Below are 22,035 nucleotides of genomic sequence, written 5' to 3' on the forward strand. Positions count from 1 at the left end.
AGGAGGTTCGCCGCGGCGAACCTCCTTTTGATTGCTTATTTCTTCTCTTTCACCGCAGTCCGAATCGACAACTCTTGGAGTTGTGCATCCGCGACCGGGCTTGGCGCTTGTGTGAGCAAGTCGCTCGCCGACGCCGTTTTCGGGAAGGCGATCGTGTCACGAAGGTTCGAACGACCCGCGAGGATCATGACGAGACGGTCGAGACCGAGCGCGATACCCGCGTGTGGCGGTGTTCCATACTCGAACGCTTCGAGCAAGAAGCCGAACTGATCGACGGCTTCTTGTTCTGTGAAGCCGAGCAATTTGAACATGCGCTCTTGAATGTCACGCTCGTAAATCCGCTGCGATCCGCCACCGAGCTCATACCCGTTCAAGACGAGGTCATAGGCAAGAGCGCGGACGCTCGCCGGGTCCGTCTCAAGAAGATGGAGGTCTTCACGGTTAGGCATCGTGAACGGGTGGTGGTTGGCGTAGAAACGACCGTCTTCTTCTTCGAACGTGACGAGCGGGAAGTCCGTCACCCAGAGGAAGTTGAATTTCGACTCATCGATGAGTCCGAGCTCATGACCGAGCTTGACGCGAAGCGCACCGAGGCTGTCGGCGACAACTGTCGGTTTTGACGCCACGAAGAGGAGCAAATCGCCCGCTTCCGCGTTCGTCGCTTCCATCAACTTCTGGGCGTACGTCTCGTCGAAGAACTTGGCGATCGGTCCGTTCAAGCCTTCTGGCGTCACTTTGAGCCAAGCGAGGCCTTTCGCGCCGTAGACGGCCGTGAATTCTTGAAGCTTGTCGATATCTTTACGCGAGAACTTGTCCGCCTCGCCTTTGACGTTGATTGCTTTGACTTGTCCGTTCGACTCGAGCGCCATGTCGAACACTTTGAAGCCGGCCCCTGTGACGGCGTCCGCGACGTCGATGAGTTCAAGACCGAAACGTGTGTCCGGTTTGTCTGAACCGAAACGGCGCATCGCTTCTGCGTAAGTCATCCGTTCGAACTTGGCTGGCGTGTCGGTGCGACCGAGCGTCGCTTCCATGACTTGCGCCATCATCGATTCCATCATCGCCATCAAGTCTTCAACGTCCATGAAGCTCGTCTCGATATCGACTTGTGTGAATTCCGGTTGACGGTCGGCCCGAAGGTCTTCGTCACGGAAGCAGCGTGCGATTTGGAAGTAACGGTCGAACCCAGCCACCATGAGGAGCTGCTTGAACAACTGCGGTGATTGCGGGAGCGCGTAGAATTCGCCGCCGTGGACACGGCTTGGGACGAGATAGTCACGCGCGCCTTCCGGTGTCGACTTCGTCAAGATCGGCGTCTCGACTTCGAGGAACTCCTCTTCCGTCAAGAAGTTACGGATCGTGTTCGACGCCTTCGAGCGGAGACGGAACGTCTCTTGGAGCGCCGGACGACGGAGGTCGAGGTAACGGTATTTAAGACGGAGGTCTTCCGATACGTTCTCGGCCTCGTCACCGATTGGAATCGGCGTCATCTTCGCCGCGTTCAAGATGTTGATTTCAGAGGCGATGACTTCAATGTTCCCGGTCGGCATGTTCGGGTTCTTGTTCTCACGTTCGAGGACGGTCCCTTTGATGTCGAGAACGTATTCGCTACGGATCGACTCGGCGAGTTTGTGTACCGCTTCGTTTTCCGGGCGAACGACGACTTGGACGATGCCTGTGCGGTCACGAAGGTCGATAAAGATGAGGCCTCCGAGGTCGCGACGTTTTTGGACCCATCCTTTCAATTGTACGTCTTGGCCAATCAGTGACTCTGTCACGCGGCCGTTCATATGTGTGCGTCCGATCATTGTCCTGCTCCTTCCGATAGTTCACGAATTTTGTCTGCGACAGCCGATAGCGGCACGTCGACTTGTTCCCCGGTCGCCATGACCTTGAGGGAGGCCGATCCGCGCTCGACTTCATCGTCTCCGAGGATGACGGTGAACTTCGCGTTCAAGCGGTCGGCTTGTTTGAATTGTCCTTTGAACTTGCGGCCTAGATAGTCACGGTCCGCCTTGAAGCCTTCGATGCGAAGCAATTGCAACAGGCGTGTCGCCGTCACTTCGACTTCTGATCCGCCTTGGGCGACGACGAAGACGTCAAGTCCCGTCTCGAGCGCTGGGAGCACCCCTTCGTTCTCGAGAGCGAGGATAAGACGCTCGAGCCCGATCCCGAAACCGATGCCCGGCATGTCCGGTCCACCGATGTCTTGGACGAGACCGTTATAGCGTCCACCGCCGCAAAGCGTCGTGATGGCGCCGAAGCCTTCTGCCTCTGACATAATCTCGAACGCCGTGTGCGTGTAGTAGTCGAGACCGCGGACGAGCGTCGGGTCGACCACGTAGGCGACGCCGAGCGCATCCAAGTGCGCGAGTACTTTCTCGAAGTACGTCTTCGACTCTTCGTTCAAGAAGTCGAGAATCGAAGGTGCCGACTTCATCGACGGGTGGTCGCGGTCGACTTTGCAGTCGAGGACGCGAAGCGGGTTTTGGTGCAATCGCGTCTGGCAATCTTGGCACAGCTCGTGCTGGACCGGTTCGAAGTGACGGATGAGCGCTTCGCGGTGAGCATTGCGGCTCTCGGCGTCACCGAGCGAGTTGACGACGACTTTGATTTGCTTCAGGCCGAACGATTTGTAAATCGTGTAGGCGAGGCTGATCACTTCTGCGTCGACGGCCGGGTCGCTGCTACCGATCGCCTCGACACCGTATTGGTGCAGTTGGCGGAAGCGTCCTTTTTGTGGACGCTCGTAGCGGAACATCGGTCCCATGTAGTACAGTTTCGTCGGCTGGTCAGGGCTACCGAACAGCTTGTTCGTGACGAAAGCGCGGACAACCGAGGCCGTCCCTTCCGGACGGAGCGTATACTCGTCCTTGCCTTTCTTGACGAGCGTGAACATCTCTTTTTGGACGATGTCCGTCGTCTCGCCGACGCTGCGTGTGAACAGGTCGGTCGTTTCAAAAATCGGGGTACGAATCTCTTTATAGTTGTAACGGGCGCTGATGTCGCGTAGTTTCTCTTCGACATACTGCCACGTCTCGACCGTGCCCGGAAGCAGGTCTTGTGTGCCGCGTGGTGCTTTCATCTAAATTCCCTCCTTAGAATACAAAAAGGCCCTCGTCCGCAAAGGGACGAGAGCCTGTTAAAGTTTCCCGTGGTACCACCCTCGTTGCAGAGCCATAATCGATACTCTGCCACTCGAAATCGGTTAACGCCCGATGAAACGGCTCCCCCTACTAAGAGTTCAAGGAAGCACCTCCAAAGTGTCGTTCGGGTCATCATCCAGTCGATGCTTTCAGCCTAGGCATCGCTCTCTTTGCTGGTGGGGTGACCGTACTTTTCTTTATCGTAGGTGTTAGGTTATATGGTTCATGATGCCGAATCACGCCTGCTTCTGTCAAGCGTTTTTTTCGAGCATGAGCGTGACCGGACCGTCATTGACGAGCGCGACATCCATCATCGCCCCGAACTTCCCGGTCTCGACGACGAGCCCGTGCGTCCGCAAACGCTCGTTGAACTTCTCGTAAAGACGTTCGGCGATATCCGGTTTCGCTGCTTGGGTGAACGCGGGACGACGGCCTTTAAGCGTGTCCCCGTAAAGCGTGAACTGCGACACGGACAACACTTTGCCGTCGACGTCTTGAATCGATAAGTTCATCTTCTCGTCCGCGTCCTCAAAGACACGAAGCCCGGCCACCTTGTCGGCGAGCCAGTTCACTTCCGTCTCGGTGTCCTCATGGGTCACCCCGACGAGGAGCAGATAACCGGCCTCAATTTGACCAATCGTCTCCTCATCGACGGTGACGGATGCTTCTTTTACTCGTTGCAACAATACACGCACAGAAATCTTCCTTTCGTCACGTCATCATGACTCGGCTGACCGAGTACACGTCCGAGATTTGCTTAATCCGGTCGACGACTTTTTGCAGATGGTTCACGTTCGGAATCGAGATCGTCATCGAGATGCGGGCCTGTTTGTTCTGGTCCCCGCGTCCGCTCACGGCCACGATGTTCGTGTTCGTCGCCGAGACGGCTTGGAGCACGTCGTTCAACAAGCCTGAACGATCGTATCCGGTGATCTCGATATCGACGTTATAGTTCTTCTCTTTCGCCTGACCGACTTCCCACTCGACCGTGAGGAGCCGCTCCGGATGCTGTTCATTGATGATGTTCAAGCAGTCCTTCCGGTGAATCGACACACCGCGTCCGCGTGTGATATAGCCAACGATTTCATCGCCCGGCACGGGGTTACAACAGCGGCTCATGCGGATGAGCATGTTGTCGATCCCTTTAACCGAGACGCCGGCCTCGGCCGTCTTCTTCTTCGGTGACTGGCTGACTTTCAGTTCGTTGATTGCGTCCGACAGCTCGAGTTTCGGCTCTTTGCGCTGCTTCTCCGTCAACTTGTGGGCGACTTGGGCGGCCGTGATGCCATGATAGCCGACCGCGGCGTACATTTCTTCCTCGTTCCCGAAGTTGAACTTCTCGACGACGACGGCGAGCGATTGGTCGTCAATCACTTCTTTCGGCTCGAAACCGAGCTTCTTAATCTCGACATCGACGAGCTCTTTGCCTTTCTCGACGTTCTCTTCACGCTGTTGGCGCTTGAACCATTGGCGAATCTTATTCTTCGCCTGGCTCGAGACGGCGAGTTTGAGCCAGTCCTTGCTCGGCCCATAGCTATGTTTCGACGTGATGATTTCGATGATGTCCCCCGTCTCGAGTTTATGGTCGAGCGGCACCATCCGTCCGTTCACTTTCGCCCCCGTCATCCGGTGACCGATCTCGGTATGGATGCGATACGCGTAATCAATTGGGACCGAGCCTTTCGGCAACTCGAAGACGTCGCCTTTCGGGGTGAAGACGTAGAGCATGTCGCTAAAGAAATCGACTTTGAGCGACTCCATGAACTCCTCGGCGTCGGTCGTATCTTTTTGCAACTCTAAAATCTCGCGCAAGTGGGCGATTTTCTCATCGAATCCGTTCGTCGCGACACTCTTTCCTTCTTTATAGGCCCAGTGCGCGGCAATCCCGAATTCGGCGATGAAGTGCATGTCCTTCGTCCGGATTTGCACTTCGAGCGGCTCACCTTTCGGTCCGATCACCGTCGTATGGAGCGACTGATACATGTTCGGTTTCGGCATGGCGATGTAATCCTTAAACCGGCCCGGCATCGGCTTGTATTGCGTGTGGATGATGCCGAGGACGGCGTAACAGTCGCGAATCGAATCGACGATAATACGGACGGCCATTAAGTCATAAATCTCATTGAACTCTTTTTTGTGCTTCACCATCTTGTTGTAAATCGAGTAGATGTGTTTCGGACGACCGTTGACGTCGGCCTCGATGCTCACGTCCTCAAGAACGGCATTCACTTCCGTGATAACGGACGCGACGAGCGCTTCTCGCTCGGTCCGTTTCTGTTTCATCATCGAGACAATCTTATAGTATTGTTGCGGGTTGATATAACGTAGTGAAATATCCTCGAGCTCCCATTTGATTGTCGAGATCCCCATCCGGTGGGCGAGCGGCGCAAAGATTTCAAGCGTCTCTTCCGCTTTTTGGACTTGTTTCTCTTTCGGCATATGTTGAAGCGTCCGCATGTTGTGCAGACGGTCGGCGAGTTTGATCAAGATGACGCGTACATCTTCCGCCATCGCGATAATCATCTTGCGGTGATTCTCGGCGAGCTCTTCTTTTTTCGATTTATATTTGATTTTACCGAGCTTCGTCACACCGTCAACGAGCATGGCGACTTCGACGCCAAACTCATCAGCGAGTTGTTTGAGCGTGATGTCCGTGTCTTCCACGACGTCGTGAAGAAGCGCACCGATAATCGTCGTAGCGTCTAACCCGATATCAACGAGAATACCGGCCACTTGAACCGGATGCAGAATGTAGGGTTCGCCGGAACGTCGGAACTGACCGGTATGATGCAGTTTTGCGTATTCGTAAGCGCGTTTCACTTTGGCAATCTCGTCTTCACCCATATACTCCCCGAGCGCGTCGAGAAGGTCCTCAATACTTACGATTTGTTTTTTGGTCATAACATTCGACACCCTTTTTCTTACCGCTCCAATCGACTCGGACAAGTCGAAGCATGGTATTAGTTAACGTACACATATATATTCTAATTTTACTTTCTATTATCGAAAAAATCTGACGACCTGTCAAAGGTTGCGGGTTATTTTCCTCAAAAACTATTCAAAAAAGGGAAGCCATCGCTTCCCTTTGATTAATCTTCGTAACGGATGAGTGAGAACACGTCATACCCTTCGAGACGCTCGCGTCCACCAAGTCCATCAAGTTCGATTAAGAATCCGATTCCGGCGACGACGCCACCGAGTTGCTCAATCATTTTGATCGTCGCTTCAATCGTGCCGCCTGTTGCGAGCAAGTCATCCAAGATGACGACTTGTTGGCCCGGTTTGATTGAATCTTTGTGCATTGTCAAAATGTCTGTGCCGTATTCAAGGCCGTATGCGACGCGAACCGTCTCGCGTGGCAACTTGCCTTCTTTACGGACCGGGACGAACCCGAGTTCAAGTGCGTACGCTGCCGGGCAACCGACGACGAATCCGCGTGCCTCAGGACCAGCGATAAGTTCAGCGCCGCGCTCCTGGGCGTAAGTAACAAGCTCGTCGACCGCTTTTTTGTAAGCCGGGCCGTCTTGCATGAGTGACGTGATGTCTTTGAAGCTGATTCCTTCTTTCGGGTAATCCGCTACTTCTTTAATATGCTGTTTGAAATCCATTTTATGTGTAAGCCTCCTGCATCTTGTTCGATCGCAATGATTGTAACCGCTCTTTCAGTTCTGCCAATGACGCATAAATGAAACGCTCCTCGAGTTGGACCCGTCCGACCCGGCGCTTGTAACACGGCGCTTCGGTCAAATCGCGTTTCGGCGCTTCTGGATTCACTCCAGGCAGTCCGTCTTCCATTGTAACAAGAAATTCGAGTTCAGAGAATACTTGATGCATAAATTGAATCGTATTTTTTGACCATTTTCGCTCAATTGATAATCGAATCAAGTTTTCACGCAGGTTTTTCCGTTCGCACGTCGCCATATGGACGTAATATGTTCGGAAATCTTCCCGTGTCGGCAATTTCTCGAAGAACGAGCCACCTTGTCCGAACGCACAGTAGATGCGCTCGACATCCTCGGTTAACAAGTCTGCCAATACCTCTTCCTCGTCCGGCAAATCGAGCAACACGACGAACGGCTTGAGCGGCGTATCAAGGTCGTGGAGCGGGAAGTCGTCCCGCCCTTGGAACGAGATGAACGACGTCGTGTCGCCCGGGAGCTGTTTCAATTCGTCGAGCGAGTTTTTCTTGCCCCGATAATCGAACACTTGGAACCCGTCGACCCGGATGTCTTGAATCATGAGCTGCGGCTTGCGCATCCCGTTCCATTCATTCACTTGCAGACTGCCCATGACCGAGACGTGGGCCATCTTCGATATTTCAGAGACGACGTGTCCGAAACCGAAGCCGATGCCGTCAAGTTCCCGCTTGTCTCCGGCGAGCTGGACCTTCAAATGGGTGTTGTCGCGCCCGATTTGACGAATGTCGCGAAGTCTAGCGTCTGCCACGACGACACGTGGCGACGGATTTCCCATCCCGAACGGGGCGAGCTTGCTAATCTCTGAAATCAAGTCGAGCGACACATCGTTCACGTCGAGCTTCAAGTCGACGTTGACGCGGGCGACGAACGTCTCGTCCGGAATCGATTCGGCTTGTTCATTCAAACGGCGACGCAGTTCGGCCACGTTCTCGGATAACAGCGTCATCCCGGCTGCGGCCGGGTGGCCACCGAAATGCGGCAAGATGTCTTCGTTCTTAGATAATTCTTTGAACAAGTCGAAACCGTCAATCGACCGGCCCGACCCCTTCGCCTTCCCTGTCTTCGGGTCATGGCACAACAGGATAACTGGACGATAATACGCCTCGACGAGCCGTGAGGCGACAATTCCGACGACGCCTGGATTCCAGCGTTCACTGGCGACGACGAGGACGCGGTCGTCCGTCATCGAGGCTTCGACGAGTTCCGTCGCTTCCTTGGCGATTGTCTTGACAATGTCTTGACGCTCTTTATTCTGTTTGTCGAGCTTCTGAGCCAGTTCGAGTGCTTCCTCAACGCTTTCGGCGAGCAGCATCTGGAGTGCCGGCATCGCCGAATCGAGACGGCCAGCGGCGTTGATGCGCGGACCGAACGCGAACCCGACCGACTCCTCGGTCAATGTCCCGTCCGTCAACGCGCACACTTCACGGAGCGCCAAAATCCCTGGACGCTTCGAATCGTCGAGCGCCTTGAGTCCAAGCTTGGCGAGCAGACGGTTTTCCCCGTCGAGTGGGACGAGGTCGGCGATCGTGCCGAGGACGGCCAAGTCGAGCAGCTCATCCGGCATCCTGTCGAGCACGGCGTGGGCCACTTTGAGGGCGACGCCTGCCCCGGCGAGTTTGTCGTACGGATACGACGGGTCGATATGAGGATGGATAATGGCGAACGCATCCGGTAACGTCTCTTTCGGTTCGTGGTGATCGGTGATAATCAAGTCGACACCGAGCTCTTTCAAGAGCGCTGCCTCTTCAATCCCCGAGATGCCGCAGTCGACCGTGATGATGAGGGTGAACCCTTCACCAGCGGCCCAGCTGAACGCCTCTTTGTTCGGTCCATACCCTTCGGTGAACCGGTTCGGGATATAACATTCCGCCATAACGCCAATCTCCGTCAAGGCGTGCCACATGACGGCCGAGGCGCTGACTCCATCGACGTCATAGTCGCCATAGATGAGCACCATCTCGCCTTCATCGGCCGCTCGTTTCAAACGTTCGACGACTTTTGGCATCTGTTCAAATAAAAACGGGTCGTGGAACGTCAACTCATCCTCGACGTATAAAAACGCCTTGGCCGCCTCGACGTCGCGGTGCCCCCGTTGCGTGAGGAGCGTCGCGAGTTGCTCCGATATATTCAATTCTGTCTGTAACTGTTCAACCGCCGCTGCATCCGTCTCCGGATACACCCAACGTTTCTTCGCTTGATACATAATGCCTCACTCCAATCAATTGTAGATTATATCAGAACGAGCGAGTGAAGTGCCGTCTTGACATTCAAAAAGGTCCCCCGATTGATTCGGGAGACCAGTGGTTACGCCTCTGGGGCAGCTGTTTTCTTTTTGTTGAGCGACATGCCTTTGATGAGCAACCAAAGGTATGAAGCGATGAAGATCGACGAGTACATCCCCATGACGAGACCGATCAAAAGAGCGAGCGCAAAACTTTGAATCGATTCGGCCCCAAATACATAGAGCGCCACGACTGTAAAAATAACTGTTATGACGGTATTAATGGACCGGACGATCGTCTCTTGAATCGCTTTGTTCACGAGCGTACGATACTCGTCCATCGTCTTGATTTTCCGTTCTTTCTCATACGCTTGAATGTTCTCGCGCACCCGGTCGAACGTCACGATCGTATCGTTGACCGAATATCCGATAATCGTCAAGATGGCGGCGACGAAGTACAAGTTGACCTCGATACCGAAAATCGAGAACGCCACGAGCATGAAGAACGCATCGTGGAGCATGGCGACTACGGTCGCGACACCGTACGAAAACTCAAAGCGGAACGTGATATACAAGATAATCCCGAGCGATGCGAGCGCGACGGCATAAATCGCGTTACGGGCGATATCGCGGCCGACCTCGGCCGAGACGGTGCTGATGTTCGGGTCGTTGCCGAACGTTTCCGTGAACACGGTCTTGACCGAAGCGACTTCTTCTTGCGTGAGCTGTCCGACGAACGTCACGTTGGCCAGTGTTCCCCCTTGAGCGTATTGCACGGATGAGATGTCTTCGTCTACGCCCGCTTCCGTGAAGGCAGCCGCCAACTCGTCTTGTGACACTTGCGACTCGGTTTGGACTTCGACACGCGTTCCAGACGCGAAGTCGATTCCGAGGTTTAACCCGCGGAAGAACAAGATGCCGAGCCCGATGATGACGAAGGCACATGAGATGAGGAACAGCGTGCGCATCGGTTTAATATAGTTTAATTCAGTGAGCTTAAAGTTCACGGATATCACTCTCCTTCACACCAAACCAGCCTTTGCGCTTGTCGAAGAGACGACTTGCGACGAGGAGGTGCATCAAATAACGCGAGATGAAGACGTTCGAGATGAACGTCATCGCAATCGAGATCATGAGCATGAGCGCGAACCCTTTGACGGAACTCGTTCCGAAGTAGAACAGGACCGCTGCCGAGATGAGCGTCGTCAAGTTGGCATCGATGATCGTACTGAGCGAGCGTCGGTTACCGGCACGGAACGCCGATAGGACCGACTTCCCAGAGCGGAGCTCGTCCTTAATCCGCTCAGCTGTGATAATGTTCGCATCGACCGCCATACCGACACCGAGAACGAGACCGGCGATCCCTGGGAGCGTCAAGACGGCGTTAATGCCATTGAAGAACAACATAATCAAATTGATATACAAAATGAGCGTGATGATTGAGACGATACCGGGTAAGCGATAGAAGAACAGCATGAACAAGAAGATGGCGACGATACCGATGACCGACGCGAACACGGTCTTCTCAAGCGCGTCTTGACCGAATTGGGCCGAGACCGACGTCGAGTAAATCTCTTCAAGTTTGACCGGGAGTGCCCCGGCGTTCAAAATATCCGCCAAACGTTGACCACTCTCGGCGTCGATATCGCCACCTGAGATGATCGCTTTATCCGAAAGAATCGGTCCGTTGACCGAAGCGTCCGAGACGATTTTCGAGTTCTCTTTTTGAATCTCTTCTTCGTACGAGTCACCTTCCTCATAATCAAGCCAGATGACGAGACGGTTTTCCGGTGCCGGACGCTGTGCAATCTCAGACGTCACTTCACCGAACTGTTCTGCCGACTGGAGTGTCAATTCGACGACCGGGTTCCCTTGCTGATCATAGCTGATTGAGGCACCACGCGGCGCCAAATCTTTCCCGTCGAGGAGGACGTTGTCGTCGATGTCACGGAATGTGAGCTGAGCCGTCGACGAGAGTACCTCACGGGCATCGTTTTGGTTCGATACACCCGCGAGTTGGACACGGATTCGGTTATTGTCTTCAATCCGGATATCCGGTTCAGACACACCGAGCACGTTGACCCGGTTGTTGATAGCGCGAACGGTTGCATTCATCGCTGACTGATCGATGACATCGCCGTCTTCGAGCGGCTGGACTTCGTACAGCACTTCAAACCCGCCTTTGAGGTCCAGGCCGAGGTTCGTGTTCTTCACGACCCAAGGTGTCGTCAAGACGGCGAGTAGGATCGTTGCAATCATGATGACCGCAAAGATCGCGATATTCCCTTTTTTGTACATACGACAAATTCCTTTCTAAACACATGTTCTCGTAAAAAAACTTCTCTCGTTAACATTACAAATATTCTAAACATTTATCAATCGTTTTCCTAAAATTGTAACACGGGAGCGTTGATTACCCACGCTTTTTTTGCGTGCGCGACTAAATGTTGCATTAGGGCAAAACTTGAGCTATGATGTGATTATCAACTTACACTACATGTAAAGGAGTCCTTTCCAATGGATAGCACGATTATCTATGCCTTTTTACTGACATTGTTCGCTGGACTCGCGACGGGGATCGGAAGTATGATTGCCTTCTTCGCCAAACGGACCAACACAGCCTTTTTGTCGGTGTCCCTTGGCTTCTCAGGCGGGGTCATGATTTACGTATCCTTTATCGAGATTTTCCCGAAGGCACTCGCTGAACTCGTCGGCGCCCATGGCGAGCAGACCGGCACTCTTTATACGGTCCTCGCGTTCTTCGGTGGGATGCTGTTGATCGCCTTGATCGACAAGTTTATCCCGTCTCCCGAGAACCCTCATGAAGTCAAATTCGTCGAGACGATGCAAAATGATCCATCGTCCCAAGAACTCGCGACGACGGCGACCGAACGCGTCCCGTTGAACCACGAGACGAAACAGCGGCTTCATAAGATGGGGATCTTTATGGCACTCGCCATCACCATCCATAACTTCCCGGAAGGCTTGGCCACGTTCATCTCAGCCCTCGATGACCCAGCTGTCGGTCTCGCGATTGCCATCGCCATCGCGTTGCACAACATCCCGGAAGGTATCGCCGTCTCGGTCCCGATTTACTATGCGACCGGCTCTCGGAAGAAGGCGCTGAAACTGTCTTTCTTATCTGGACTCGCGGAACCGCTCGGCGCGGCCGTCGGCTTCCTGTTGTTGATGCCATTCTTGAGCGACACGGTGTTCGGCATCATCTTCGCGGCCGTCGGTGGTATCATGGTGTTCATCTCGCTCGATGAATTGCTCCCTGCCGCCCGTGAATACGGCCGGGCCCACCATGCGGTTTACGGCATGGTCGCCGGTATGATGGTCATGGCAGCAAGTTTGATTTTGTTAATGTAATCAAAATAGCGTCCCCTCGATAATCGAGGAGACGCTATTTTTATGCCTTGAACAAATGGACGAGGTCTTTCAACTCGACCGACATGTGGCTCATCGTCTCGGCGATGCCGTTAATCTCTTGAATCGCGGCGAGTTGCTCTTCGACGTTCGCACCCGCCTCTTCGACGCTTCGTTGCGTCGAGACAGCGTTCGTCGACATGTCCTCGACCGAGACCGCGACTTCGGTCGTGTTCGCACTTACTTCTTCTGTCGCTGCCGCAATCTCGCTCATTTGACGGGACGTCTCTTGGATGACAGTGACGATCTCACGGAACGCACCAGCGACTTCTCCCATTTGGGTCACGCCGCTCGTCACGTGCCGGCTCGTAACATCGAACGCCGCCTCCACTTCCGACGTGTCGCGTTGAATATCGACGACAACCGCTTGAATCTGTTTCGCTGACTGCTTCGACTCTTCAGCCAGTTTTCGGACCTCGGCTGCGACGACGGCAAACCCTTTGCCATGCTCCCCGGCTCGGGCCGCTTCAATCGCAGCGTTCAAGGCAAGCAAGTTCGTCTGTTCCGTGATCGCTGTGATGGAACGGGTGATTTTCTCAATCTCGAGCGATTGATTCGATAAGCGCTCGACCATCTGTTGTGTCAAGTCGTTCGCTTGTTGAATCTCCCGCATCTGCTGCTCGGCCAACTGAATCGTCTCCAGTCCCCCACTCGCCGCTTCGAGCGTATGAATCGTCTGCTCGTTCACACCTTGCGAGGCCGCGGCGATTTGGTTCAAGCCGACGACGGCTTGATTGACACCGGACGTCCCTTCCTCGGCCCGTTTCGCCGACACTTGGGCGGCGAGGTTCATCTGTTCGAATAGACCGGCCACGCCTTGCGTCGTCGTGGCGACGTGGTCCGTGCTGGCATACAGCTCTTCCGAGTAGGCCGTCACTTTGTCCGATGCCGCGCCGACTTGACGAATCAGACCGACGAGGTTGCGTTTCATGTCGTTGAACGCCGTGACGAGGTCACCGAGTTCATCGTTCGAACCGCCCTCGATATCACCCCCGGTCAAATCGCCTTCGGCGACGACGCGCGCTTCGCTCACGAGTCGATTGATTGGCTTCAAGAACAACTTTTGAAGTGCGAGAAGCGAGAATAGACCGATGGCGACACCGATGACACTGATGACGACCATCCAGATAATCGATTGCCCGGCACTCGCCTGCACCACTTCCGACTCAGCTGCGAGCGCCTCACCTTGATACGTGACGAGATCGGTCACCGTCATCCGGACGCGATCGGTCGTCGGTGTCACGCTCGTATTGAGCACCGTCTTATAGCCAATCTCGTCTTGTTGTTGACGGAGGTCGATGACGCGCGCCATTTCCGTGTCGAGATGTTGATTGAACTTCTCAAGGTCACCAATCCAGGCGATGACTTTCGCATCTGACGACGACTGTTTAAGCGTATTCATTAACTCGTCGCGTTTTGTCTGTGCCGCTTCGAGACTGATCAGTGTCTTCGGGTTCGAGACGAGCAGATAGTAGTTCAAATAACGCTCGGCATCCGTCACGGTCAGTGCCAAATCTTCGGCGACGAGCATGTCTTGGAGCCGCTCGTTCAATACCCGGTCATACTCTGACGTGGCACTCTGTAATTGGTACGAGCCAAGTCCCCCGACAAGCAATAAGGCGATCAACGTCGGGATAAGCGCCATAGCCATTTTGCGCCGCATCGACGAACGGCCTTTCAGCCTCTCTGGACGACGTCGAACCTTCCAATTTTTAAGCGGGCGTAGCAATCGTTTCACATCCATGTCTTCTTCTCCTTCTTTCCAATTCTTCTCAACTTGACGATAATGCAAACGTTTTCACGATTCAATTTGATTTTTGGAAATAAGGTGGATGATTCATCGGATTGACGAAGTTTGTCAAAAATAAATCATTTTTCAAGCTATGACAAAAAAACGCCTGACCAGGATTGGTCAGGCGTTCGTTCGGTTACTCGGCGAATGACGAGTTCCCTTTTTTCGTCACTTCAGCAATCGCACTGCGATTGAACTTGAGGAGTGACTGATCACATTTCAATGTGACTTGTGTATCTTCGATTTGGTGGACGACGCCGTGAAGGCCGCCGATTGTTACGACGTGATCCCCACGCTCAAGCGCGTTTTGCATCGATTGTACTTCCTTCTGACGTTTCGTCTGCGGACGGATCAGCAAGAAGTAGAACACGACGAAAATAAGGATCATCGGTAATAGTGCTACGAGAGTTTCCATGCGTAAAATTCACCCTTTCCTTCAATATCAGGTTCATTATACCGTGAAACTGAAACGTTGTCACATAATCGCTGTCAGAACAATTAGAAATTCTTGGCGTTTGGTTTGTTATACCCATATTCTTCGAAAAACTCTTCCTTGAAGTCCAAGAGTCGGTCTTCGCGGATGGCTTGGCGCACTTGACTCATCAAGTTCACGAGGAAGTGAAGGTTGTGTGTCGAGCAGAGGTGAAGCCCGAACATCTCATCAGCACGAATCAAGTGATGGACGTACGCGCGTGAATAGTTCTTACACGTGTAGCAGTCGCACTTCTCATCGATCGGGCCGAAGTCCGTCTTATGCTTCGCATGTTTAATCGTGACACGGCCTTTCGATGTCATGAGCGTCCCGTTGCGGGCGATCCGGGTCGGCAATACGCAGTCGAACATGTCGATGCCGCGAATCGAGCCTTCAATCAACGCATCCGGTGAACCGACGCCCATCAAGTAGCGCGGCTTGTTCTCCGGCATGAACGGCGTCGTGAACTCGAGGGCACGGTACATGACGTCTTTCGGTTCGCCGACCGATAATCCGCCGACGGCATAGCCTGGGAAATCAAGCGAGACGAGGTCGGCCGCACTTTGACGACGGAGATCTTCGTACTCACCGCCCTGAATGATCCCGAACAACGCCTGATCTTGTGGACGCTCATGTGCCGCGAGGCAACGCTCAGCCCAACGGCTCGTCCGCTCGACCGACTTCTTCATGTACTCATGTGTCGCTGGGAACGGCGGGCACTCGTCGAACGCCATCATGATATCCGAACCGAGCGCGTTTTGAATCTCCATCGCTTTCTCCGGTGACAAGAACAACTTGTCGCCGTTCAAGTGGTTGCGGAAATGGACGCCTTCTTCTTGGATGTTACGAAGGTCGGCGAGCGAGAAGACTTGGAAGCCGCCCGAGTCCGTCAAAATCGCGCCGTCCCAGTTCATGAACTTATGAAGGCCGCCGGCTTGTTTGACGACTTCGTGTCCTGGACGGATCCAAAGGTGGTACGTGTTCGAGAGGATGATGTTGGCGCCCATCGCCTTGACTTGCTCCGGGGCCATCGTCTTGACGGTCGCCTGCGTGCCGACCGGCATGAAGACTGGCGTCTCGAACGAGCCGTGCGGCGTATGGACGATTCCGTGCCGCGCTCCCGTCTGTTTACATGTGTGGATATGTTCGTATGTGACTGCGTGTTTGGTCATTTATTCTCTTCCTTCCTCGTGATGAGCATCGCGTCTCCAAAGCTGAAGAAGCGGTAACGTTCTTGTACCGCCGTGCGGTACGCGTTCAAGATGATGTCGCGCGACGCGAACGCCGAGACGAGCATGACGAGTGTCGACTTCGGCAGATGGAAGTTCGTGATCAGTCCATCAATCGCCTTCAACGCGACGCCCGGGTAGATAAAGATGTCCGTCCAGCCCGATGACTCGACGAAATCCCCGTGGTCACGCACGATCGTCTCGAGCGTCCGGGTCGATGTCGTGCCGACCGCGAAGACGCGGCCGCCGTTCGCTCGCACCTCGCGCAACGCTTGTGCCGACGCGTCTGACAGTTCGAAGTACTCACTGTGCATCGTGTGCTCTTCAATCGTATCCGCCGTGACGGGACGGAACGTGCCGAGACCGACGTGGAGCGTGAGCGGAATCAACTTGACCCCTTTCGCCTCTGCCGCTGCGAGCAGTTCTTCCGTGAAGTGAAGACCTGCCGTCGGTGCGGCCGCACTCCCGCGTTCACGGGCGTACACCGTCTGATAACGGTCCTGGTCGTCTAGCTGTTCACGGATGTAAGGCGGGAGCGGCATCGTGCCGAGCTCGTCTAAAATCTCATAGAAGATGCCGTCGTAGTCGAACTTGAAGCGGCGTCCCCCTTCCGGGAGCTCTTCGACACATTCGGCCCGGAGCAATCCGTTGCCGAACTCGATGATGGCGCCGACGCGGACTTTCTTCGCCGGTTTGACGAGCGCTTCCCAGACGTCATCTTCCGTCTGTTTGAGTAAGAGCAGCTCGACCTTCCCGCCCGTCTCTTGCTTCGCCCCGAACAGTCGGGCCGGGAGCACGCGCGAGTCGTTGACGACGAGGGCGTCGCCTGCCTGCAAATAGTCGAGCACGTCGCGGAAGTGACGATGCTCGATGTCGCCCGTGTCGCGGTCGAGGACAAGCAGTCGTGAGCTCGTCCGATCGAGGAGCGGTACTTGGGCGATCAGTTCTTCCGGTAAGTCAAAATCATAATCGTTTACGTCCAATTGAATGTCTTGCATATCGTTTACTCCTCTTCATAGCCAAAATGCGTCTTTGCGTACTGGGTGATCATGCGGCCTCGCGGCGTCCGTTGCAGAAAACCTTGCTGCAACAAGTACGGCTCATACACGTCCTCGATCGTCTGGGCGTCTTCCCCGATCGTCGCGGCAAGCGTCTCGAGTCCGACCGGTCCGCCTCCGAACCGTTCGACCATCGCCCGTAACAGCCGGTGGTCGACTTCATCGAGCCCGAGGGCATCGACGTGCAATCGGTCGAGCGCGCTTGAAGCCATGGCCGGATCGATTTCTTTCGTCCCGGCCACTTGGGCGAAGTCACGGACACGGCGCAATAGCCGGTTGGCGATTCGCGGCGTGCCGCGGGAACGTTTCGCGATGGCGCCGCTCGCCTCTGGTGAAATCGACAGGCGGAACAGTTGCGCTGTCCGGCTGACGATGGCGGCGAGTTCATGCGTCTCATAATATTCGAGCTTGAGCGTCACACCGAAGCGGTCACGGAGCGGGGCCGATAACATCCCGGCCCGCGTCGTCGCGCCGACGAGCGTGAACGGCGGCAAATCGATGCGGACGCTACGTGCCATCTCGCCTTGTCCGTAGACGATGTCGAGACAGTAGTCCTCCATCGCCGGATAGAGAATCTCTTCGATTGTGCGACTCAAGCGATGAATCTCATCGATGAACAGGACGTCGCCCGGTTCGAGCGTCGACAGAATCGCGGCCAGGTCTCCCGGACGTTCAATGGCCGGGCCGGCCGTCGTCTTGATGCCGACGCCCATCTCGTTGGCGATGATTTGGGCGAGCGTCGTCTTTCCAAGTCCCGGGGGACCGTAGAGGAGGACGTGGTCGAGCGTCTCGCTTCGTAGCTTCGCGGCTTGGATGAAGATCGACAAGTTACCTTTCGCCTTCTCCTGTCCGATGTACTGCTCGAACTTTTGCGGACGCAAGCTCCACTCTTCTGAGTCTTCATATTGTTGATGGGATTGTGACAACAATCGTTCGTCCATGGTCTCCTCCTTATTTCAATAGCAATTGCAGGGCGCGCTTTATGTAAGCGTCTGTCGTCAATATTTCTGAGTTCAATTCCTTGCGGACACGTGTGATTTCACGTTCCGAATAACCGAGTGCGGCGAGCGCCTCGCACGCCTCGTCGAGTTCGGACGCGCCTTGGGCGAACAGTCCCGTGTTCGGCACGTAGTCCGGGGCGAGCTCGGATAGCTTGCCTTTCAGGTCGAGCGCCATCTGTTTGGCCGTCTTCTTGCCGACACCCGGGAACTTCATCAAGTACTTCTCGTTCTCGGTCTCGATCGCGTCGATGAGCGCATCCATATCGCCCGAGGCGACGATGGCGAGCGCGCCTTTCGGTCCGATGCCGTTGACGCCGAGCAGTTTATTGAACAGTTCGCGTTCGCGGCGTGAGCGGAAACCGTACAGCGTCTGTTGGTCTTCACGTACGTAATGGTGCGTAAACACGATTACATGTTCGTCTTGTTCACGATAAAAAAACGGGTTAGGCACATGTACTTTGTAGCCGACGCCCGAAACATCCAACGTTATATATTCCGCGCACACATAGGCGACGGAGCCTTTTACGAATTCAATCACGGTCATATCTCCTCTTCGTGGGAAAACTGCATTCATTGTACCATAACCGTCGCCACGAAAAAAGGACAGGCGATTGCCTGTCCTTAGCGTGCGAGCATCCGTTCCAAGGCGAGTGTCGCCCATTTTGTCGTCTCTGAATCGACGCGGATGAGGTTGACCGGATCCGTCTCGAGCGACTCGAGTGCCCAGAGCAGATGCGGCAAGTCGATGCGGTTCATCGTCAAGCACGGACACATGTACGGGTTGAGCGAAATGATGTCGAGCTCGGGGTGCGTCGCCGCAAGACGGTTGACCAAGTTCATCTCGGTGCCGACGGCCCACTTCGTCCCCGGCGCGCTCGCCTCGATCTGGTCGATGATATATGACGTCGACCCGGCCTCGTCCGCTGCCTGCACGACATCGAACGTGCACTCGGGATGGACGATGATGCGTCGTTCCGGGTCGTTCTTCCGTAACGCCTCGATTTGGGCGACATTGAACTTCTCATGGACCGAGCAGTGCCCTTTCCATAGAATGACGCGGACATCCTCAATATCGCCTTCATAGACGAGTCGCTCCCGGAGCGGGTCCCAGACGGCCATCGCCTCAAGCGGCACGCCCAAGTCATATGCCGTGTTGCGTCCGAGATGCTGGTCCGGTAAGAACAAGATCCGTTCGCCCGCTTCGAGTGCCCAGCGCACGATGTCATGGGCATTGGACGACGTGACCGTCGCCCCGCCCTTTCTCCCGACGAACGCCTTGATGGCCGCTGTCGAGTTGACGTATGTGATCGGGACGATACTGTCACCGAACGTGTCCGTCAATTCTTCCCATGCGATTTCTGTTTGATCGATATCAGCCATATCGGCCATCGAACACCCGGCCCGCATATCCGGCAAAATGACCAGCTGGTCGTCACGCGTCAACATGTCGGCCGTCTCGGCCATGAAGTGGACGCCACAGAAGACGATGAATTCGGCCTCGTTCATCTGTTCGGCAAGCCGTGCGAGCTGGAGCGAATCTCCGGTCGCGTCCGCGAACTGGACGACCTCGTCCTTTTGATAATGGTGAGCCGGTAAAAACAGGCGGCTGCCGAGCCGTGCCTTGATGGCTTCGATCCGTTGTTCCATCTGTTCAACCGTCAAGTCAGCGTATAGCGCTGGCATCGTTCCGAGTAACTGCATGTTTGATTCCTCCTACGAGATTTAAACTACAATCGAGCGCCGTCACCGAATGGGTCAACTGCCCGATTGAGATGACGTCGACGCCCGTACCGCGATACGAGGCGATCGTCTCGACAGTGATACCGCCTGACGCCTCCGTCTTGATATGACTTGGGACGAGCGCGCGCCACGCCTTCAGTTCTTCTGGCGTCCTGTTGTCGAACATGATGATGTCGGCGTTCGCCTTGATCGCCTCTTGCAACTGTTCGAGCGTCTCGACCTCGACTTCAATCGGCGTCGTGTGGCCAGCGAGCATCCGGGCCCGGGCGACCGCGTTCGTGATCCCACCGAGTGCCGTGATATGGTTGTCTTTGATCATGACGGCATCGTCGAGCCTGAGCCGGTGGTTCTTCCCGCCCCCTGAGCGGACGGCGTGCTTTTCGAGCATGCGGAGTCCAGGAGTCGTCTTGCGCGTATCGGTGACGGCAATCGTCGGGTCATTGAGCTGTTCGACGCAGCGCCGCGTCATCGTGGCAATCCCACTCAAATGTTGGACGAGGTTCAACAGCACCCGTTCCGTCTCGAGGAGCGTCCGTGTCTTGCCCCGCAACGTGAACAGTTCATCCCCGACCGAGACAACCGTGCCGTCCGGTTGGCATGACTCGACGACGAGCCGTTGCATCTGGGCCAGCTCCAGGACGACGTCCATGCCACAAAATACCCCATCCATTTTGGCGGTGACCGTGGCGAACGACGTCTCGCGTTGATCGATCAGTCCGCTCGAAATATCGCCGAAGCCGATGTCTTCATGTAGAAATACCGTCAGCTGTTCGCGCAAAGCGATCTTGTTCATAACCATCCTCCGTCCTCATCATGGCTCGGGCCAAAAGCCGCGCCGCCTCTAAACTCAATGTCTGTTCACTTAATTGTCTTGTCACGTGTTTCGTCCGTGGCAGTTGTTGGGTATTTTCTAAGAAACTTACGATTTTGCCGAGTTGCGGCGAGATTGTCAGCCATTCCCCAATCTGTTGCCGATAGCGGCCGAACAGATCCGTCGAAACCTCAAACGCGGTCGTCTCGTTCACCGTGAACGGCTTCTCCTCCACTGCCATCGCCGCCGCCACCCGCTTCCCGAACACCCAGCATTCGAGTAACGAATTTGACGCAAGTCGATTCTTCCCATGGACGCCCGTATCGGCGACCTCACCGACCGCATATAGTCCCGCTACCGTCGTTCGTCCATAGGTGTCGACGTCGACACCGCCCATATGGAAATGTAGTCCCGGCCGGACCGGGATGCGCTGGATGTCGATGCCGTGCGCATCACATGTCGCCACCAGTTTCGGGAACCGCTCATCGAGCCGTTCGACACGGCTCGTATCCAAGTACACCGGTCCGACATGGTTCGTGAGCACACGGGCGACCTCATCCCTCGAGGCGAGGCTACCGAGCGAATGTTGTCCCATCACGTGGTTCCCGGACATGTCGACGAGCGTTGCTCCCGCCCCGCGCAGCGCTTCCGTCACGAGATGGGGTGAATCGACGGCGAGCAGCGTCGGATGAAACTGAATCCGGGACAAGTTTGTGAGCCGTGACCCGACGGCTCCCGCCAAGACGAGACCGTCTCCTGTGACCGAGCGACAGTTCGATGTCCAGTCGATCAGTCCGCCGATGCCACCGGTCGCGAGGACGACGGCCCCGGCCTGAACGTGGAGGCGCGTCTCCCCGTTGAAACCGGTCGCCCCGCTAACATGGCCGTCGCTTTTGGTCAATGCATCGATCAGGACGTGCTCCATGACGGTCACATTGTCCGGCAGTTGACGCCGAAGCGTCGCCATCACGTGTCGTCCCGTCTCATCGCCACCGACGTGAAAGATTCGATTCATGCCATGGGCGCCTTCCCGACCGACCGCGTAGCCAGTCGCGTCGCGGTCGAAGACGACGCCGAAACGCTCCAGCTCTTGAATCGCCGTCCGCCCTTCCTCGACGAGTGTGTAGACACGGTCGGGCACGGCCGCGAGTTTCGAGGCGACGAGCGTATCCCGCTCATGGTCGACGCTCGACGGTTCCAAGTACGAGCTCGCGATGCCGCCCTGGGCCAAGTCCGAGTTCGCACTCGTCACTTCGTGCTTGGAGACGAGCAGGACGTTCAACGTCCGGGGCAGATGGAGGGCGACCGTCACGGCGGCCAAGCCGGCCCCGATAATCAAAACATCGACCCGTTCAAACTGTAAAGACATCTGTATATCACCTGTTTTTCATATGTAATGTTGACTTGTAAACTAGTTTCGCATAATTTTGTGAAGAAG

At 55.2% G+C, this 22,035-nt stretch carries 16 protein-coding genes, 1 pseudogene and 1 other annotated feature; of the genes and pseudogenes, 1 reads left to right on the forward strand and 16 read right to left on the reverse strand.

The window, feature by feature from the left end; translation table 11 throughout:
* Positions 1-35: 35 nt before the first annotated feature.
* The 7 genes and pseudogenes from aspS to secD form a co-directional block, all read right to left on the reverse strand.
* Positions 36-1,808, reverse strand: coding sequence for an aspartate--tRNA ligase (gene aspS / locus KNP81_RS08030; protein ID WP_214719549.1), 1,773 nt, complete (start codon positions 1,806-1,808; stop codon positions 36-38).
* A complete protein-coding gene (hisS, locus tag KNP81_RS08035; protein ID WP_021066907.1) occupies positions 1,805-3,085 on the reverse strand; it encodes a histidine--tRNA ligase in 1,281 nt (426 codons plus the stop codon). The genes aspS and hisS overlap by 4 nt, the downstream gene beginning before the upstream one ends.
* 39 nt (positions 3,086-3,124) lie before the next feature.
* Positions 3,125-3,359, reverse strand: a binding site (T-box leader).
* 38 nt (positions 3,360-3,397) lie between these two features.
* Positions 3,398-3,841: a D-aminoacyl-tRNA deacylase gene (gene dtd, locus KNP81_RS08040; protein WP_128122914.1), complete on the reverse strand. Its 444-nt coding sequence runs from the start codon at positions 3,839-3,841 to the stop codon at positions 3,398-3,400.
* A 16-nt stretch (positions 3,842-3,857) separates the two neighbouring features.
* Entirely contained in the window at positions 3,858-6,047 is a 2,190-nt protein-coding gene (locus tag KNP81_RS08045) for a RelA/SpoT family protein (protein WP_214719550.1), read from the reverse strand.
* A gap of 188 nt (positions 6,048-6,235) precedes the next feature.
* Positions 6,236-6,754, reverse strand: coding sequence for an adenine phosphoribosyltransferase (locus tag KNP81_RS08050; RefSeq protein WP_214719551.1), 519 nt, complete (start codon positions 6,752-6,754; stop codon positions 6,236-6,238).
* Between the two features lies 1 nt (position 6,755).
* Entirely contained in the window at positions 6,756-9,047 is a 2,292-nt protein-coding gene (gene recJ / locus KNP81_RS08055) for a single-stranded-DNA-specific exonuclease RecJ (RefSeq protein ID WP_214719552.1), read from the reverse strand.
* A gap of 101 nt (positions 9,048-9,148) precedes the next feature.
* A pseudogene (secD, locus tag KNP81_RS15525) lies at positions 9,149-11,363 on the reverse strand (protein translocase subunit SecD).
* Positions 11,364-11,582: 219 nt separating this feature from the next.
* Here secD and zupT point away from each other — a divergent pair.
* Positions 11,583-12,437: a zinc transporter ZupT gene (zupT, locus tag KNP81_RS08070; protein ID WP_214719555.1), complete on the forward strand. Its 855-nt coding sequence runs from the start codon at positions 11,583-11,585 to the stop codon at positions 12,435-12,437.
* Between the two features lie 40 nt (positions 12,438-12,477).
* Here zupT and KNP81_RS08075 read toward each other — a convergent pair whose 3' ends face one another.
* The 9 genes from KNP81_RS08075 to KNP81_RS08115 all read right to left on the reverse strand — a co-directional run bounded on the left by KNP81_RS08075 (position 12,478) and on the right by KNP81_RS08115 (position 21,966).
* Positions 12,478-14,238 (reverse strand): methyl-accepting chemotaxis protein, encoded by a 1,761-nt coding sequence (locus KNP81_RS08075; RefSeq protein WP_214719556.1) that lies wholly within the window; start codon positions 14,236-14,238, stop codon positions 12,478-12,480.
* Between the two features lie 184 nt (positions 14,239-14,422).
* Entirely contained in the window at positions 14,423-14,701 is a 279-nt protein-coding gene (gene yajC, locus KNP81_RS08080) for a preprotein translocase subunit YajC (RefSeq protein ID WP_021066898.1), read from the reverse strand.
* Positions 14,702-14,784: 83 nt separating this feature from the next.
* Positions 14,785-15,930 (reverse strand): tRNA guanosine(34) transglycosylase Tgt, encoded by a 1,146-nt coding sequence (gene tgt / locus KNP81_RS08085; RefSeq protein ID WP_131471101.1) that lies wholly within the window; start codon positions 15,928-15,930, stop codon positions 14,785-14,787.
* A complete protein-coding gene (queA, locus tag KNP81_RS08090; RefSeq protein ID WP_214719576.1) occupies positions 15,927-16,970 on the reverse strand; it encodes a tRNA preQ1(34) S-adenosylmethionine ribosyltransferase-isomerase QueA in 1,044 nt (347 codons plus the stop codon). Before queA ends, tgt begins: the two co-directional genes overlap by 4 nt.
* A gap of 20 nt (positions 16,971-16,990) precedes the next feature.
* On the reverse strand, positions 16,991-17,986 hold the full coding sequence (gene ruvB, locus KNP81_RS08095) for a Holliday junction branch migration DNA helicase RuvB (RefSeq protein ID WP_214719557.1): 996 nt from the start codon (positions 17,984-17,986) through the stop codon (positions 16,991-16,993).
* Between the two features lie 10 nt (positions 17,987-17,996).
* Positions 17,997-18,584: a Holliday junction branch migration protein RuvA gene (gene ruvA, locus KNP81_RS08100; protein ID WP_214719558.1), complete on the reverse strand. Its 588-nt coding sequence runs from the start codon at positions 18,582-18,584 to the stop codon at positions 17,997-17,999.
* Positions 18,585-18,667: 83 nt separating this feature from the next.
* On the reverse strand, positions 18,668-19,747 hold the full coding sequence (gene nadA / locus KNP81_RS08105; protein WP_214719559.1) for a quinolinate synthase NadA: 1,080 nt from the start codon (positions 19,745-19,747) through the stop codon (positions 18,668-18,670).
* The gene (gene nadC / locus KNP81_RS08110; RefSeq protein WP_214719560.1) at positions 19,710-20,579 is read right to left on the reverse strand and encodes a carboxylating nicotinate-nucleotide diphosphorylase; all 870 of its coding nucleotides are present in this window, start codon (positions 20,577-20,579) and stop codon (positions 19,710-19,712) included. The genes nadA and nadC overlap by 38 nt, the downstream gene beginning before the upstream one ends.
* Complete coding sequence (locus KNP81_RS08115) at positions 20,533-21,966, reverse strand: L-aspartate oxidase (RefSeq protein ID WP_214719561.1); 1,434 nt, start codon at positions 21,964-21,966, stop codon at positions 20,533-20,535. The genes nadC and KNP81_RS08115 overlap by 47 nt, the downstream gene beginning before the upstream one ends.
* Between the last annotated feature and the right edge of the window lie 69 nt (positions 21,967-22,035).

The organism is Exiguobacterium sp. s149, assembly GCF_018618395.1.
GTDB lineage: Bacteria > Bacillota > Bacilli > Exiguobacteriales > Exiguobacteriaceae > Exiguobacterium > Exiguobacterium chiriqhucha.